Here is a 14,543-nt window from a genome sequence, read left to right as displayed (position 1 = left end):
GACCGGCTCAACGGCGTCGCGCGCGCGGCCCTGTCAGGTCACGGGCGTTCACCCTTGCCCGGCGCCTGGGTCGACCCGTTGACGGCGGACCCGTCGCCGAGAACCGCGGACTGCCCGCGCGACGCGTCCCCGGTTGGATCGGCCTGGGGCGTCGCAGGCGGCTCCACGGGATCCGCGGCCGGCGGACTGGGCGGCATGAACGCGTCGTCTCCGGGCGGGTCCCCGGAGTTCCAGAGGTTTTGGGCGACCAGGGCCCAGATGACGAAGGCGCCGACGATCGCGATCAGGATGAACACGGCCGTGGGGCGGCCGCGGGAGCGCGCGCGACCTGTGCGGGGCGGGGGGAAATTCGAGGGTGATGTCATGGCGACCCAACGCCGCGATCGCACCCTGGGCGCCTTGAGTCCGGAAGACGACGCGAACGTCCGCCACCGTCGCTGGACCCCGCGGCGCGGCGCCGTCGCGCGGAAACGGGGGGCGCCCGCGGAACTTCCGGAAGCGCGGACACTTTCGACCGTCATGACCAATGCGCTTCAAGACAAGGACGCTCACTGGCGGCGGCGGCCCAACGGCGCGTCTCCCGTGGTCGACCCCGGCATGGCCGGACCGGGCGTTGATTCCGAGGCGGGTGGTGCGGCGTCGATTCCCAGCGATCCCAGCCCCGGCCCGAGCGCTCCGCTGCCGTCCCCGGGCGCCGACGGCGGCAGGGGACCGATCCTCCCGCCGAGCTACTGGTACGCCGGGGCCGCCGTCATCGCGGTGGCGGTGATCGCCGCCGCGATCGCTTCGCTCTGACGCCAGCCTGTCCAGGTCACGGTCGCGTGGATCAGCCGGGGGGGCAGCTCGGGGGGACCCACCGGCTACCGGGGGCCGCAAGGGAAGGCTGGAGCCCCACGGCTCGCGCGGCGACGTCGACAATGCGCGGGCCGGCCGCCCCACTGAGCGGCGGCGCCGCGCCCTCCCAGAAATTGGGCTTGGCGGCGCGCCGAGCGCTACCCCGCGCTTCTTCCGCGCGGCACGGCGATCAGGATTTCGGCCCAACGCAGCCGGGCGGGCGGCCGGGCGTCGCCGCCCCGCCCCCTGGGGCCGAGCGACGACGCGCGGGTCCGTCTAGGACGCCGGCTCGAGCGGCGTCGTGGAGCCCGCCCCCGGGCCGGCGCCCAGGTCGGCGCCGGTGATCGGATTGATCGACGGATCCGAGGCCGTGCGGGCGGCGACCGCGGCGAGGATCTTTTTGTCGTCCTTGTCGATCTTCACGGTTGCGAGGCCGTCTCCGCCATCGACCGCGGCCTGCTGGTCGCGCTCTTCGACGAATTCCCACTGTTCACCTTCATTCCATGACCCGCGGGCGTCACCGTCGCCCTGGGACATGTTGTAGTATTTGTCCGCGAAATCCGGGTGACCGGGCAGCTTGCCGGGCGGGAAATTGTTTTCGATGGCGTACAGCGCCTTCTCGAACGACTTCTGGTGAGCCACCTCCCGCGTCATCAGGAAGGTGAGCGCGTCCTTGATGCCCGGGTCATCGGTGATGTTGATCAGCCGCTCGTAGACGATCTTGGCGCGCGCCTCCGCGGCGATGTTCGACCGGAGGTCCACGGTGGGTTCCCCGCGGCTGTCGACATAGGCCCCGCTCCACGGCACGCCCGCGGAATTCACGACCGCCGGCCCTCCGCCGTAGAGGAGGCTGGTGATGTGACTGTCGCCGCCCGCGTTGAGCTGAACCAGCAGGTCCGCCTCCCGCTCGACGCCCTCGGCGAGCCGGCCCTTGGCGCCCTTGTTGAGCATGGCGACGATGGAGCCGATCACCTCGAGGTGGCTCAACTCCTCGGTGGCGATGTCCAGCAGCATGTCCTTGCGGCCGGCGTCGTCCTCGGCGAGAGCCTGGGTGAAATAGCGCATGGCGGCGGCGAGTTCGCCGTCCGCGCCCCCGAACTGCTCGAGCATCATATTGGCCAGCACCGGGTTCGGCTCGGCGACCCGGACGGTATACATCAGTCTTTTGTTGTGCATGAACATTGGCGTATTTTCCTTGCTGTGAGTGGCGTCAAGCGAGACCAGGATCAGTTGTTCCTGCAGCCAAGCTAGATGCGTGTCGTTTGCAGTCTGAAAGGGAGAGGATAACAGCAAGACCCGTCCGCCCTGCTGTCAGAGGTGATCAATCCGGGGGAGCGTCAGAGCCACCGACGACTTGCCCGAAGTGATGCGGATACGGCGCGCCGCTGTCCTCTGCTTGGGCTCCGCGGGCTCCCGGATAGATGACTGGGCTAGCTCATGGGGACCGGGCCGTCGCGCGCGCCGTCAACCGCCCGACCCGGACAGAGACGGGGGGCGATCTGGGCCGCCGTCCCACCCGGCTGACCGATATCCGACACAGGAACCTTGGCGGCGTGCCCGTGTTGCCCCGGAAGCTGATCAAGGAGCTTCCCATGAAGACGACCGCCACCCTCCTCGCCGTCTCGGCGCTCGCCCTCGCCGCCTGCGGCGGCGAGAACAGCCAGGACCCCGTGGACGCCGCCCAGGACGCGGCCGCCGCGCCCGTCGGCCAGGCCTCCGCCGCCACCTTGGGGGCCAACACCGTCGGCGGCTATGTGCCGAACGCGGCGGAAGGCGACATGTATGAGATCGCCGCGGCCGATATCGCCCTGGAGAAGAGCCAGAACGCGGACGTCCGTCGCCTGGCCGAGATGATCAAGACCGACCACACGGCCGCCAGCGAGCGGTTCAAGTCGCTCGTTCCCCAGGCCGCTCCGGACGTCACCCTGCCGAGCGAGCTCGACGAGCGCCGCCAGGGCATGCTCGATAATCTGCGCTCCGCCTCGGCGGACGAGTTCGACCGCGTCTATATCGACCAGCAGATCGCGGCCCACAACGAGGCGGTCACGCTACACCGCGGATTCTCGGACAATACCGACGCACCGCAGCTCGCCGAGCACGCCCGCACGGTCCTGCCGAAGATCGAGGCCCATCTGGAAATGGCCGAAGGCCTCAAATCGCGCATGGGCGACGGCTGATGACCGTCCGCATCTTCGACGTGACCCTGATCGGGGGCCTGGGCGGCGATCGTGTCGTCCGGGTCCCGGCCAAGACCGGCGTCCAGGCGCAGGACGCCGCCGTCGCCCTGGCCAAGCCCCACGAGTCCATCGGTGACGTGGTCGAGGTCGAGGACGACCTCCAGCGGGTCGACACGGGGCTGCCGGGGACCCAGACCCACCCGGACCAGCCGGTCTGAGCCACCCCGGAACCGAGACCCCTCGCGACGTCCCGGGGTTCAGCCTCGCCGCCCCTCGAACCGCCGAGGGGCTGATCGGCTGGTCGCTGGCGGTGGACGGCGTCGGCGGCGTGATCGTCGAGACCGAAGCCTATGACGTCGACGACCCGGCCTCGCACAGTTTCGGGGGGCCGCGCGCGCGCAACCTGCCCATGTTCGGCCCGGCAGGCCGGGCCTATGTCTACCGGATCTACGGTCTCCACTGGTGCCTGAACGTCGTGTGCGACGCCGCCCGCCCCGGCAGCGCGGTGCTCATTCGCGCGCTGGAACCGACCCTGGGCCTGGACCGGATGCGCGAGCGCCGTCCGGCGGTCCCGGATCGTCATCTGGCCCGCGGGCCCGGCCGGCTCTGCCAGGCGCTCGGAGTCACCGGGGTCTTTAACGGCGCCGACGCCTGCGCGTCTCCGTTCTCCTGGTCGCCCCCCGCCACGCCCGCCTCGGTCGTGACCGGGACTCGGATCGGCATTCGTCGCGGCGCCGAGACGCCGTGGCGCTTCGGACTGCGCGGCTCGCCCTGGCTCAGCCGGCCCTTCCCGTGAGCCGGACGGCGAGACCATGAATCCCTTTTCCGGCTCGCGCGTTATGGCTGGACGGAGGCGCTCATGATCCCGCTCGAACAGCATCGCTATCTCGCCTACGCCCAGGGCGTGGGTCGGGCCCACGGCCACGTCGTCGAAGCGCCCAGCTTCGAGGCCGCCGCCGTGGGCTACGCCGAACTATACTCGCCTCCGGTCGACGACGAGGACGACATCCGGGTCTTCGTGATCGGCCTCGACGACGGCCAGGAGCACTGTTTCGTCATCGATCTGGATGACGGTCAGGCGGCGCCCTGCGACTGAGGGAGCGAATCAGCGGCGGACGAGTTGAGTCGCCGGCGTCGCGAACGGCGTCGACGGAGGCGAGCCCATGGCGTTCCGACCGACCTGGCAGGGCCATCTCAGACTGTCGCTCGTCACCTGTCCGGTCTCCCTGTACGCCGCCACCAGCTCGGGCGGCGACGTTCGTTTCAACCTGATCAATCCGGAGACCAACAACCGCATCAAGATGGTGACCACCGACCCCGACACGGGTCCGGTGGATCGCTCGTCGCTGGTCAAGGGCTATGCGGTCGCCAAGGACGAATACATCCTGCTGAGCGACGAGGAGATCCGCTCGGTCAGGCTCGAGAGCACCCGGACCATAGATATCGAGCGGTTCGTGCCGGAAGAGGAGATCGACCGGCTCTACTGGGACAACCCCTATTTCCTGGCCCCCTCCGGCAAGCTGGCCGAGGAGGCTTTCGGGGTCATCCGCGAAGCCATGCGCGCCGAGGGCCGCATCGCCCTGGGCCGGGTCGTCCTCTCGACCCGGGAGCGGCTCCTGGCCCTCGAGCCCCGGGATCAGGGGATACTGGCCTATTCCCTGCGCACCCGCGACGAGGTCCGGGACGCCCAGGCGGTCTTCGCCCCGATCTCCGACCAGGCCCCCGATCCCGGGATGATCGAGATCGCCCGGCGCATCATCGAGCAACAGTCGGGTCCCTTCCAGCCGGACGACTTCGTGGACCGCTACGAGGAGGCGCTCAAGGCGCTGATCGCTTCCAAGCAGCGTGGACAGCCGACCGTCGCCGCCCCCGCGCCGGAGACGGCCGAGGTCACCGATCTGATGGCCGCGCTCCGGGCCAGCCTACAGGGCAAGTCCGGCGCGCGAACGTCGGCGCGCCGCCCCGCGTCAAGCAAGGCGGCCGCCGCCAAACCCCGCGCCGCGGCCCGGCGGCGCGCCGGCTAGGACCGGCGGTCGCCCCGGTCGCCCTGGCCGGGCTTCGCCTCCGCCTTGGCCTCGCGCTTCTGGTCCTGGGCTGACGCGCGACCGACGTCCGCCTGTTCGGTGAACTGGCCCTTGTCATCGCGTCGGGTGTAGCGCTTGTCGCCGGGGGTGGGTTCGATGAGCTCTCGATCGGACATGGCGGTCTCCCTGTTATGCTCCGACGAATCCTCCCGACGGACAAATAGTTCCAGTCTCGGATCCCCCCGTCTCCGAGACTCCGTTTTTCCTTGGCGCTGGGAGGGTGCTGTGTTTGACATCCGGGGCCCGGACATTCCGCGTTTCCAGCCTGGGCAGGGAGGTCCGGCCCGTCTGTCGGCGGTCGGGCCTCTCACCTCGCCCCCACACAGCGGCACGCGCCGCTGGGACCTTCGTGGCGCAGCCCGGTCGGCGCCGCGTCGGCCTGGTGAGCGTGCCGATCGGGCAACGGCCTTGAACTCTCGCCGCGCCCCTGAACGGGACGAAGGGTCCGTTTCCCGGCGCCGTCAGAGGGCCCCTGCGCCGCCGGCCGCCAGGCTCACCGCGGACTCGGGCCACGCCACCCGCGGCCTCTGGGCCAGGGCGGGGCTCGCGAACAGATAGCCCTGCATGAGCTCAACGCCCAGCTCGACCAGCACGCCGTATTCGTCGGCCGTCTCCACCCCTTCGCAAACCGGCCGGATCCCAAGATCGCGCAACATTGCCAGGGTGTTGCGCACGACCACCTGTTTGACGGTGTCCCGATCGATCCCGCGGATCAGGTCCATGTCCAGCTTGACGATGTCGGGCTGGAACTTGGTCAGGAGACCCAGGCCGGCGAATCCGGCCCCGAAATCGTCGATGGCGGTGCGAAACCCCATGGCCCGGTAGGACCGCAGGATGTTGAGCAGATGGTTGGTGTCGATCGCTTCGTTCTCGGTGAACTCGAAGATGATCCGGTCCAGCGGAAACCCCGTCCGCATCGCCGCCGCCAGGGTCACCCGGATACAGGCCCTGGGCTCATAGACGGCGTTGGGCAGGAAGTTGATCGAGAGGGACTCGCCGTCTTCGGCAAGGCCGAGCCCGGACGCCAGCTCGATGGCGGTGGTGCGGCACAGCTGGTCGAAGGCGTAGCGGTTCTCCGAAGACACCTGCGCCATCACCACGCCGGCCCCCTCGCCGCCGGCGCCCCGCACCAGGGCCTCCTGGGCGAACACTGACCCCGTCGTCACATCGACGATGGGCTGGAAGGCCATGGTGATCGGGAGGTCGAAACCATTCCCCTCCCGGCAGGCGACACAGGACATGATGAGAGACGCTCCGAAAACACGCCGCCATTCAAGCCAGACAAAGGTAAAAAACCCTTGTTGCGCCCCGGAGGCTCGCGCGGTCGATCCGCCGACCCGCTTTCGCCGGCTAGAGGGGATCGGGGACGTCGGCGCGCGCCTCTTGTATCCTCCGGTCCGTCTCTAGGATCTCGACCGCGGCGGCCGGGTCGATCGGCCGCCCCCGCCGCGGCTTTGGCGAGCAGAGCGAGCGCAAGACGTCTCACGGGGGGATCGACCGGCGCTGCGCCGAAGAGATCGGCGTAAATCGCCGCCTTGTCCCGCCCGTTGGCGAACACCGCCCCCGTGGACATGCCGGCGGCCCGGGCGATCTTTCGCAGGGTCGTCGCCCTGTGCCCCTGGGTGGTGATCATGAGCGAGGCGGCCGCGCCCAGCCGGTCCCGAGTGACGCGCTTTCCGCGGGTCCGGCTAGTCACGCTTTGGCGTCACGGTCGTCTCTCTTTTCTGCCCGGGTATCGGCAGGCCGCAGAGGACGCGTCGAGCCTGGCGCCCCCCCCCCCCCCCCCCCGCACGCGGGCCGCGCTCAACAACCGCCAGCTTCGCCACAAGGAATGGAGAGACCCGGCCGAGTGACGGACAGGCGGCGGCCGGCCAGGCGGCCCAGGCCTCCCGACGCGCTCCAGGCCCAACCGCGCATGATCTCCCCGGTTCCGAGCGCCATTCAACAATGGAATCAATGGTTGATTCACCCGGTTCATAAGGAGTGTATGGCTCGGCCCCGGCCACGGCATGACCCGCCGGCCGATATTGCACGATGACGATCTCGCGCTTTTCGGCGCGACTGAGAACGGAACCGCGCTCACCGTGTTCTAGGGTCTCTGTTCCGTTTGGCGCGGCACGCGTCTGGGGCATCACCCTCGGGGGATGAGATTGGCCAAGGACGTGGAGAGCGCATCCGGCGAGCAGTCCCTGCGAGCCCGCGACGCCGAACGGATCGCCGACGAAGTCGTCGGGTTGGACCGTGGCACTGATCCGTTCGTCGCCGCCGTCCGCGCCACGCGGATGCCGATGATCATCACGGATCCCCGTCTGGCCGACAATCCCATCGTCTTCGCCAATGACTCCTTCTGCGGTCTGACCGGCTATGACCGCGCCGAGATCCTCGGCCGAAACTGCCGCTTCCTCCAGGGCCCCGAGACGGACCCCGCAACGGTCGGACAGATCCGCGAGGCCGTCGATCGGGCGCAGCCGATCAAGGTCGACATCCGCAACTATCGCAAGGATGGCACGACGTTCTGGAACCGGCTCGTCATGGCGCCCGTGTCCGACGCCCACGGCGACCTGGCCTATTATTTCGCGAGCCTGGTCGATGTCACGGAAGAACTCGAGACGCTCAACACGCTCGCCAGCGACAACGACGCCCTGACGGCGCAGCTCACCGCCACCATGACCCGCGAGCGGGAACGCGATCGCGAGCTCGCGCTCGCGATGCAGGCCGGAGGGATGGGGGCGTGGAGCGTCGACGTCGCCACCTGGTCGCTGACGGCGTCCGAGAGCTATCGTCTGCTGATGGGATGGCCCAGGGACCGGCCCCTGTCCTACGAGGACCGTCAGTCGCTGATCCACCCCGACGATCGCGAGGCGGTGCGGGCGCAGAGCCGGGCCACGATCGAGAACGGCGCGGACTACCAGATTGTCCACCGGATCGTCACCCCGGCCGGCGAGACCCGATGGATGTCGGCCAAAGGCGTCATCATTCCCGACGCTGACGGACGTCCGATGCGTATCGCCGGCGTCACGACCGACATCACCCGCCAGGTTCGCGCCGAGCGCATGCGCACCGCCCTGATCGAGCTCGGCGACGCCCTGCGTGACCTGAAGGACCCCGCGGACATCTCGTTCGCGGTGGCCGAGATCCTCGGCCGGACCCTTGAGGTCAGCCGCGCGGGCTACGGCCTGGTCGACCGCGACGCCGAGACCATAACGATCGACCGGGACTGGAATGCGCCCGGCATCCACACGCTCGCCGGCGTTCTCAGCTTCCGGGATTTCGGGACCTACATCGAGGACCTCAAGCGCGGAGAGACGGTCCAGATCGTCGATGCGCGCACCGATCCGCGCACCTCGGCCACGGCCGGCGCGCTCGAATCGATCAGCGCCAGGGCGGTGATCAACATGCCCCTGACCGAAGAGGGCGGGCTGGTCGCGCTGCTCTATCTCAATCACGAGACCGCACGGGCCTGGCCGGATGACGAGATGGCCTTCATCCGCGACGTGGCGGAACGGACCCGGTCCGCGACCGAGCGCCGACGCGCCGAGCGGCATCTGGCCACCCTGGCGGCCTCCCTGGAACGGCAGGTCGAGGAGCGCACCTCCGCGCTGATGGAGGCGGAGTCCGCGCTCCGCCAATCCCAGAAAATGGAGGCGGTCGGCCAGCTGACGGGCGGCATCGCCCACGACTTCAACAATCTGCTGACCGGCATCACCGGCAGCCTCGACATGATCGGCAAGCGGCTGGCGGAGGGGCGGATTTCGGACACCGACCGGTTCATCACCGCGGCCCAGGGCGCGGCGCGGCGCGCCGCCTCCCTGACCCATCGTCTGCTGGCGTTCTCCCGGCGGCAGACGCTCGATCCCAGGCCCACCGACATCCGCAAGCTCACGAGCGGCATGGAGGAGCTGATCCAGCGGACCATGGGGCCCGACATCACGGTCGAGTCGGTACACGCTGCAGGTCTCTGGCCGACCCTGGTCGATCCCGGCCAGCTCGAGAACGCCCTTCTGAACCTCTGCATCAATGCGCGCGACGCCATGCCGGGCGGCGGCACGGTGACGATCGAATCGGGCAACCGGTGGCTCGACGCGCGAGCCGCCGCCGAGCGCGAGCTGGAGCCCGGCCAGTATGTGTCCCTGTGCGTGTCCGACACGGGCGGGGGCATGCCGCCCGAGATCATCGCCCGGGCCTTCGAGCCCTTCTTCACCACCAAACCCATCGGCCATGGCACCGGTCTGGGCCTGTCGATGATCTATGGCTTCGTCAAACAGTCCGGCGGCCAGGTCCGCATCTATTCGGAGCCCGGCGAGGGGACCATGGTCTGCCTCTATCTGCCCCGCCATCTCGGCGGCGCCGAGGACGGGGATGAGCTCGCCGCCCTCGCCGACGCCCCACACACCACCCAGGGCGAGACGGTGCTGATCGTCGATGACGAGCCCACGGTCCGCATGCTGACCTCCGAGGTTCTGTCGGAGCTCGGCTACACGACGATCGAGGCGGACGACGGCCGCAGCGGCCTGGCGGTCCTGCAGAGCAACCGACGGATCGATCTGCTGATCACCGACGTCGGTCTGCCCGGCGGCATGAACGGGCGGCAGGTCGCCGACGCCGCCCGGCTGGCGCGACCCGGGCTGAAGGTGTTGTTCATCACGGGCTATGCGGAGAATGCCGTCCTCAGCCACGGCTACCTCGATCCCGGTATGCAGGTCCTGACCAAACCCTTCGCCATGGATGAGCTGGGGCGCCGGGTCAGCGTCATCCTGCGGAAAGACTGACAAGGCCCCGCCTCCGCGGTATCGCCGCCGCCCTGTCGGCCGCCTCCCCTCGCCGTCGGATCGAAAGTCGTGTCGTCCCGTCTTCGGGCGGCATCGCCGGTGGGACTGACGACCGTCATTCCCGCACATCGGGCCCGGTGGTCCGACCTTCCCGCCGCTTCTATAGAGCCCCCATGTCTCGTCCCCCGATTCGGCGCGACCCCCGCGCCGCGGCGATCTGCGCCGCTCTCGTCGCGGCCCCCCTGGCCGCCCTTGGGACCGCAACCCCGGCGAGGGCCCAGACCGCATCCGACGTCACCCGCCTGGACGAGGTGGTGGTGACCGGATCGCGCCTGGCGGGCGGCCGTCGCCTGACGCCCCTGGCGCTGATCTCCCGCGAGGACATCGACAGGATGGGCGGCGACGCCGCCCGGCTGCCCGGGCTGTCCACCGCCAACTCCGGCTCGGAGTTCCAGATCGACCAGCTGAACCAGCCCCAGTCCTCGGGAACAGCCCAGTTCAATTTCCGCAATCTGGGCCTCGGCTCCAGCCTGGTGCTGGTCGACGGCGTCCGCTGGACGTCGAGCGCCGTGGTGGCGACGGACGGCTCCAGCTTCGTCGACATCAATTCGCTCGTCCCCCTCATCGCCCTTGAACGGATCGAGGTGATGACGGACGGCGCCTCGGCCCTCTACGGCTCCGACGCGGTGGCGGGCGTCGTCAATTATGTCACCCGGCGGGGCCCGCGGCGTCCCGAACTGGATCTCCGGCATGATCTCGGCCGGGGTTTTGGAGAAACCCTGGTCCAGGGGCTGGCCGGACGGCCGCTCGGCCCGGCGGAGCTGGTCGTGGCCGCCTCCCATTTTCATCGGTCTCCCCTGTCCTCCGACGAGCGCGCCTTCACCCAGGCGGAAACCCACGGGCGGGCGCCCTGGACCGCGGTGACCAGCTACGGCCAGCCGGGCTCCTATTTCCGGCCCGGGGCCGGGGCCTTCGTTCCCGATCCCGACTGCGACGACCCCCGGTTCGAATCCGCCTTCCGCACCGGGCCGGCCGATCCCTTCTGCCGCCTGGACTATTCCGACTTCTTCGACCCGGCGCCCGAGGAGACCCGGACCCAGCTGTTCGCCGATCTGCGGGCCCCTTGGGGAGACATGGAGGTCTGGGCCCAGGCCGCCGGCTCGGACACCCGCACCCGGGCCCGCCAGTCGCCGTCCCTGCCCATCCTGGCGCGCAGCCTGGTGGTTCCGGCCGACCACCCCGACAATCCCTTCGGCGAAACGGTCCTGTTCCGGGGCCGGCTGCTCGGGGCCGAGGCCGGCGCCTCGGTCGCCGACTTCGACTACCGGACGTGGCGGCTGGCGGGGGGCGCCTCGGGCGACCACCTCGGCTGGCGGTGGTCCGTGACCGCCGCCTCCAGCCGGCAGCAGGTGCGCTACGACAAGCCCGACGTCATCGGCTCCGCCTTCCAGGCCGCCCTTCTGGGCTTCGGCGGCCCGGACTGCGATCCCGACACCGGCGCGCCCGGCGAGGGCGGCTGCGCCTATTTCAACCCCTTCGGCAGCGCCCGGCTCGGCGTCGGCACGCCCAACTCCGACGCCCTCGTCGACAGTCTGATCGGCTCCACGGGCCTCAGGGGCGTCGCGGGCCTCCACACGGTCGACCTCGACGCCGGCCGCACCCTGTATCGGAGCGACCGCCTGTCGCTCGAGGCCGTCTTCGGCGCGCAGTGGCGGCGCGCCCGGTTCCGCCACGACTGGAGCGATCTGGTGAACGCCGGCGAGCTCCTGACCGCCGGCCTCTCTCCGGACTTCGCCGGCGCCCAGGACAGCCGGGCGGCCTTCGCCGAGGCCCGGGCGCGGCTGGACGACAGGCTGGAGCTGCAGCTGGCCCTGCGTCACGAGCGCCAGGGCGACGAGGCGGCGCTGAGCCCCAGGCTGGCGATGTCCTGGCGCCTGACGCCCCAGCTCACCGCCCGCGCCTCGGCCGGACGGGCCTTTCGCGCCCCGTCCGTCTTCCAGACCCGGGGGACCCAGGCCGCCCAGCCGTCGGTGCTCGATCGCGGCGCCTTCGTCTTCGTCAACACCCTGGCGTCCGGCGGGGCCGATCTCGCCCCCGAGCGCTCGGAACACGCGAGCCTGGGGTTGGACTGGACGCCCACGGACGCCCTGACCCTGTCCGTCGACGCCTGGCACGTCGACACCCGCGACCTGGTGGTCAAACAATCGGCCCAGGCGGTCATCGACCGGTCCGCCCGGGACACCGCGGACGGCCTCAGCGGAACGGAAGCCCAGTCACGGCTGAGCCGTGGCCCCGATGGAACCCTCACCCTGATCTGGCTGGATTTCGTCAACGCCTCGCGGGTCGAGACCCGGGGCCTCGATCTCGCGGCGCGGTACCATCGCCCCCTCGCCGCCGGCACGCTGTCCGTATCGGCCCACTGGACCTACATCGATCGCTACGCGCTCCGGGAGGACGACGCCGCCCCGCCCCTCTCGGCGGTGGGATCGACCAATCTCAACACGCTCGCCCGGTCCATGCCGAGAAACCGCGGGCGCATCGACCTGGGCTGGCGGGACGCGAGCAACGCCCTGACCATGTCGGCGCGCTACACCCAAGGCTACCGCAACGACCGCGCCGGCATCACCCGCTCCGACATCGCCTCCCAGACCCTCGTCGACGTCCACTATGTCCGAACCCTGGGCGCCGGGCTCGACGTCAGCCTCGGCGTCACCAACCTGGCCGACGAGGATCCGCCCCTGGCCCAGTACGCCCTCGGATACGACCCCATGGTCGCCGACCCGCGCGGCCGCGTGATCCGGCTCGGCCTTCATCGACGATTCTGAACCGGACGCATCGAGCGGGCTATCCCGGTCGTCAGTAGCGCCAAGCCAACACCGCCACGCCGGCCCGATTTCCACAATACAGCGGCCCCCGCGGCCCCCCCCCCATGGCCCCCACCACGGCAACCCGGCCCCATAGCCCTTGGAAGCTGGTCGATGGAGCCCTCAATCTCGCCGACGATGCGCCGCGCAGGCCGTCGCCTCCATTCAGAGTTCGCAAGACGCGCGAGGCTCAAGGCGTGCCTCGATGGGCTCCACAACCGCAGCCGAAACGCGATCCGCGCGGCCTTCTTTGAAAACCTCACCTACGACGCCGTGGCCAAGAAAGAGGCAGTGCCGCTGAGCACGATGATAAGCTGAATTCGCCGGGGTCTGGTTCAACTCGGCGAGCGCTTCGAGCCCTGATGGAGGGGGGAATTGGTTGATCACGTGACGCCGGCGCGCAAACCCGACCTCCGCGTCATGCCGCCGATGCCGCCAGCGCGGCTTGGATCAGGCGGGGATCAAGAACACACGCTCGTAGCCGAGATGCCCATCCGATGTGGCGAAAACAGCGAATTCGTCCGTAGCCTGATCGATCAGGTTCCGCGCGAAGGCGTTAAACGCCTCAGCCTGACCGTCCCGGCGGATCAACGCGAAGCCGTCAGCGGTCTCCTCCAATCGGTAGGTGGGGTCTTCCGTCGAGAGTCGATCGAGAAAACGTCCCATGGCGCATCTCATCTCTTTCAGCTAGATGAACGGCGTAACAACTTGAAGCGTCGTCGTCTGACAGAACTCGACATAGTCGTTCGGGAGGGGCGATGAGCGTCAAAAGAACAGCGGAGCCGTCGTCGGACGCGGTTCCCACAGGGAATTTCTTGCTCGACAGTTTCCCTGCCGACGACCTGGCGAGGTTGCGCCCGCATCTGGTCGAAAGCGAGGTTGAGGCGGGCGAGGTGCTCTACGAGCCCGGCTCCGAGATCGACAACGTCTACTTTCCACGCCGGGGCCTGGTGTCGATCGTGTCGGTGCTGTTCAGCGGTCAGCACGTCGTAAGCTCGATTCTGGGGCGCGAAAGCGGCGCCGGCTTCGTCGAGGCCTGCGGGGGCGGGTTGATGCACTCCCGTGTCATCGTCCAGACGCCGGGGACGTTCTGGCGGGTGCCGACCCAACCATATCGGAAGGCGTTCAACACGAGCCTGACCTTTCGTCGGGCGATAGGGCGGCACATCGAGTTTCTGCTCACGGAGGCCCGACAGGAGATCGCCTGTCACGCGGTGCACCGCGCGGAACACCGTCTGGCGCGGGTGCTTCTCGTCTGCCAGGACAAGTCGGGTCTGAACGAACTGGAAATGACCCAGGAGATGCTCGCCACGATGGTGGCGACCCAGCGCACGACCATCTCGGGCGTCGCGATCTCAATGAAGCGGCGCGGGATGTTAGACTATGCGCGCGGCCGCATCCGGATACGCGACGTCCCCGCCCTAGAGCGACAGGCGTGCGAGTGCTACGCCACGATGAAGAACCTGCGCGACGCAATGGGTCAGCCGGCCGATAGACCGGCAAGAGCTTGACGTTTGGTATCGACGAAATCGTTCGATGAACTCCGCCCACGTCGCGGTCGTATATCCGCCCTGTCGGTCAACTTGCGAGACCCTGCCCCACGAGTGTCGTCTTGGTATTCCTGGGCACGTTCTTCGGCGCCCAACAGCCGAGCGTTACGCCGCCTGACGCTTGGCCGCAGATTTCCGTCCGCCACATTCGGCTAAGATAAAGTCGGCGAGTTCGCTGAGGGCTCCGCGATTCAGCCGATACGGAATCGAACGACCTCTCGGCGGTGAAGCACCAAGCGCGCGTGCGACAGCATCGCGTCGGCGC

At 69.2% G+C, this 14,543-nt stretch carries 15 protein-coding genes; 9 read left to right on the top strand and 6 right to left on the bottom strand.

Annotation, left to right across the window (positions count from 1 at the left end; all coding sequences use genetic code 11):
* Positions 1-38: 38 nt before the first annotated feature.
* Positions 39-296, bottom strand: coding sequence for a hypothetical protein (locus EES48_RS14570; RefSeq protein WP_122468987.1), 258 nt, complete (start codon positions 294-296; stop codon positions 39-41).
* 67 nt (positions 297-363) lie between these two features.
* On the opposite strand from EES48_RS14570, the gene EES48_RS14565 reads away from it, so the two are divergent.
* Positions 364-795: a hypothetical protein gene (locus tag EES48_RS14565; RefSeq protein WP_122468984.1), complete on the top strand. Its 432-nt coding sequence runs from the start codon at positions 364-366 to the stop codon at positions 793-795.
* Positions 796-1,110: 315 nt separating this feature from the next.
* Here the strand turns inward: EES48_RS14565 and EES48_RS14560 are convergent, their stop codons facing one another.
* Positions 1,111-2,010: a manganese catalase family protein gene (locus EES48_RS14560; RefSeq protein WP_240623394.1), complete on the bottom strand. Its 900-nt coding sequence runs from the start codon at positions 2,008-2,010 to the stop codon at positions 1,111-1,113.
* 416 nt (positions 2,011-2,426) lie between these two features.
* Between EES48_RS14560 and EES48_RS14555 the strand changes: the two genes are divergently transcribed.
* From EES48_RS14555 to ku, 5 genes are all read left to right on the top strand, one after another.
* Complete coding sequence (locus tag EES48_RS14555) at positions 2,427-3,011, top strand: DUF4142 domain-containing protein (protein WP_122469046.1); 585 nt, start codon at positions 2,427-2,429, stop codon at positions 3,009-3,011.
* Positions 3,011-3,229 carry a hypothetical protein gene (locus EES48_RS14550; protein ID WP_122468977.1) on the top strand — a complete coding sequence of 73 codons (219 nt, stop codon included), beginning with the start codon at positions 3,011-3,013 and terminating at the stop codon, positions 3,227-3,229. Before EES48_RS14555 ends, EES48_RS14550 begins: the two co-directional genes overlap by 1 nt.
* Positions 3,230-3,321: 92 nt before the next feature.
* The gene (locus EES48_RS14545; RefSeq protein ID WP_240623393.1) at positions 3,322-3,807 is read left to right on the top strand and encodes a DNA-3-methyladenine glycosylase; all 486 of its coding nucleotides are present in this window, start codon (positions 3,322-3,324) and stop codon (positions 3,805-3,807) included.
* A gap of 63 nt (positions 3,808-3,870) precedes the next feature.
* Positions 3,871-4,107 (top strand): DUF5961 family protein, encoded by a 237-nt coding sequence (locus tag EES48_RS14540; protein ID WP_122468971.1) that lies wholly within the window; start codon positions 3,871-3,873, stop codon positions 4,105-4,107.
* A gap of 67 nt (positions 4,108-4,174) precedes the next feature.
* Complete coding sequence (gene ku / locus EES48_RS14535; protein WP_122468968.1) at positions 4,175-5,035, top strand: non-homologous end joining protein Ku; 861 nt, start codon at positions 4,175-4,177, stop codon at positions 5,033-5,035.
* On the opposite strand, the gene EES48_RS14530 is transcribed toward ku, so the two are convergent.
* From EES48_RS14530 to EES48_RS14520, 3 genes are all read right to left on the bottom strand, one after another.
* On the bottom strand, positions 5,032-5,211 hold the full coding sequence (locus EES48_RS14530) for a hypothetical protein (RefSeq protein ID WP_122468965.1): 180 nt from the start codon (positions 5,209-5,211) through the stop codon (positions 5,032-5,034). The genes ku and EES48_RS14530 overlap by 4 nt on opposite strands.
* Before the next feature lie 345 nt (positions 5,212-5,556).
* The gene (locus EES48_RS14525) at positions 5,557-6,336 is read right to left on the bottom strand and encodes an EAL domain-containing protein (protein ID WP_122468962.1); all 780 of its coding nucleotides are present in this window, start codon (positions 6,334-6,336) and stop codon (positions 5,557-5,559) included.
* Positions 6,258-6,728: a TetR family transcriptional regulator gene (locus EES48_RS14520; protein WP_162998190.1), complete on the bottom strand. Its 471-nt coding sequence runs from the start codon at positions 6,726-6,728 to the stop codon at positions 6,258-6,260. Before EES48_RS14520 ends, EES48_RS14525 begins: the two co-directional genes overlap by 79 nt.
* 517 nt (positions 6,729-7,245) lie before the next feature.
* Between EES48_RS14520 and EES48_RS14515 the strand changes: the two genes are divergently transcribed.
* Both EES48_RS14515 and EES48_RS14510 read left to right on the top strand, forming a co-directional pair.
* On the top strand, positions 7,246-9,864 hold the full coding sequence (locus EES48_RS14515) for a PAS domain-containing protein (protein ID WP_240623392.1): 2,619 nt from the start codon (positions 7,246-7,248) through the stop codon (positions 9,862-9,864).
* A 173-nt stretch (positions 9,865-10,037) separates the two neighbouring features.
* Positions 10,038-12,689: a TonB-dependent receptor plug domain-containing protein gene (locus EES48_RS14510; RefSeq protein WP_122468952.1), complete on the top strand. Its 2,652-nt coding sequence runs from the start codon at positions 10,038-10,040 to the stop codon at positions 12,687-12,689.
* Between the two features lie 489 nt (positions 12,690-13,178).
* Here EES48_RS14510 and EES48_RS14500 read toward each other — a convergent pair whose 3' ends face one another.
* Positions 13,179-13,394, bottom strand: coding sequence for a hypothetical protein (locus EES48_RS14500; RefSeq protein WP_122468946.1), 216 nt, complete (start codon positions 13,392-13,394; stop codon positions 13,179-13,181).
* Between the two features lie 149 nt (positions 13,395-13,543).
* Between EES48_RS14500 and EES48_RS14495 the strand changes: the two genes are divergently transcribed.
* Positions 13,544-14,239 carry a Crp/Fnr family transcriptional regulator gene (locus EES48_RS14495; RefSeq protein ID WP_162998189.1) on the top strand — a complete coding sequence of 232 codons (696 nt, stop codon included), beginning with the start codon at positions 13,544-13,546 and terminating at the stop codon, positions 14,237-14,239.
* The last annotated feature ends 304 nt before the right edge of the window (positions 14,240-14,543 follow it).

Origin of the sequence: Brevundimonas lutea, from assembly GCF_003704105.1 — a bacterium.
In the GTDB taxonomy this organism is placed as follows: domain Bacteria; phylum Pseudomonadota; class Alphaproteobacteria; order Caulobacterales; family Caulobacteraceae; genus Brevundimonas; species Brevundimonas lutea.
The sequence above is the reverse complement of the archived record's forward strand: the minus strand, read 5'-3'. Positions and strand labels throughout refer to the sequence as shown.

Coding starts and splice junctions, on each gene's coding strand:
- EES48_RS14510 (WP_122468952.1), top strand. CDS start 10,038: ATGTCTCGTCCCCCGATTCGGCGCGACCCCCGCGCCGCGGCGATCTGC.
- EES48_RS14560 (WP_240623394.1), bottom strand. CDS start 2,010: ATGCACAACAAAAGACTGATGTATACCGTCCGGGTCGCCGAGCCGAAC.
- ku (WP_122468968.1), top strand. CDS start 4,175: ATGGCGTTCCGACCGACCTGGCAGGGCCATCTCAGACTGTCGCTCGTC.
- EES48_RS14500 (WP_122468946.1), bottom strand. CDS start 13,394: ATGGGACGTTTTCTCGATCGACTCTCGACGGAAGACCCCACCTACCGA.
- EES48_RS14525 (WP_122468962.1), bottom strand. CDS start 6,336: ATGTCCTGTGTCGCCTGCCGGGAGGGGAATGGTTTCGACCTCCCGATC.
- EES48_RS14540 (WP_122468971.1), top strand. CDS start 3,871: ATGATCCCGCTCGAACAGCATCGCTATCTCGCCTACGCCCAGGGCGTG.
- EES48_RS14530 (WP_122468965.1), bottom strand. CDS start 5,211: ATGTCCGATCGAGAGCTCATCGAACCCACCCCCGGCGACAAGCGCTAC.
- EES48_RS14565 (WP_122468984.1), top strand. CDS start 364: ATGGCGACCCAACGCCGCGATCGCACCCTGGGCGCCTTGAGTCCGGAA.
- EES48_RS14520 (WP_162998190.1), bottom strand. CDS start 6,728: ATGATCACCACCCAGGGGCACAGGGCGACGACCCTGCGAAAGATCGCC.
- EES48_RS14555 (WP_122469046.1), top strand. CDS start 2,427: ATGAAGACGACCGCCACCCTCCTCGCCGTCTCGGCGCTCGCCCTCGCC.
- EES48_RS14550 (WP_122468977.1), top strand. CDS start 3,011: ATGACCGTCCGCATCTTCGACGTGACCCTGATCGGGGGCCTGGGCGGC.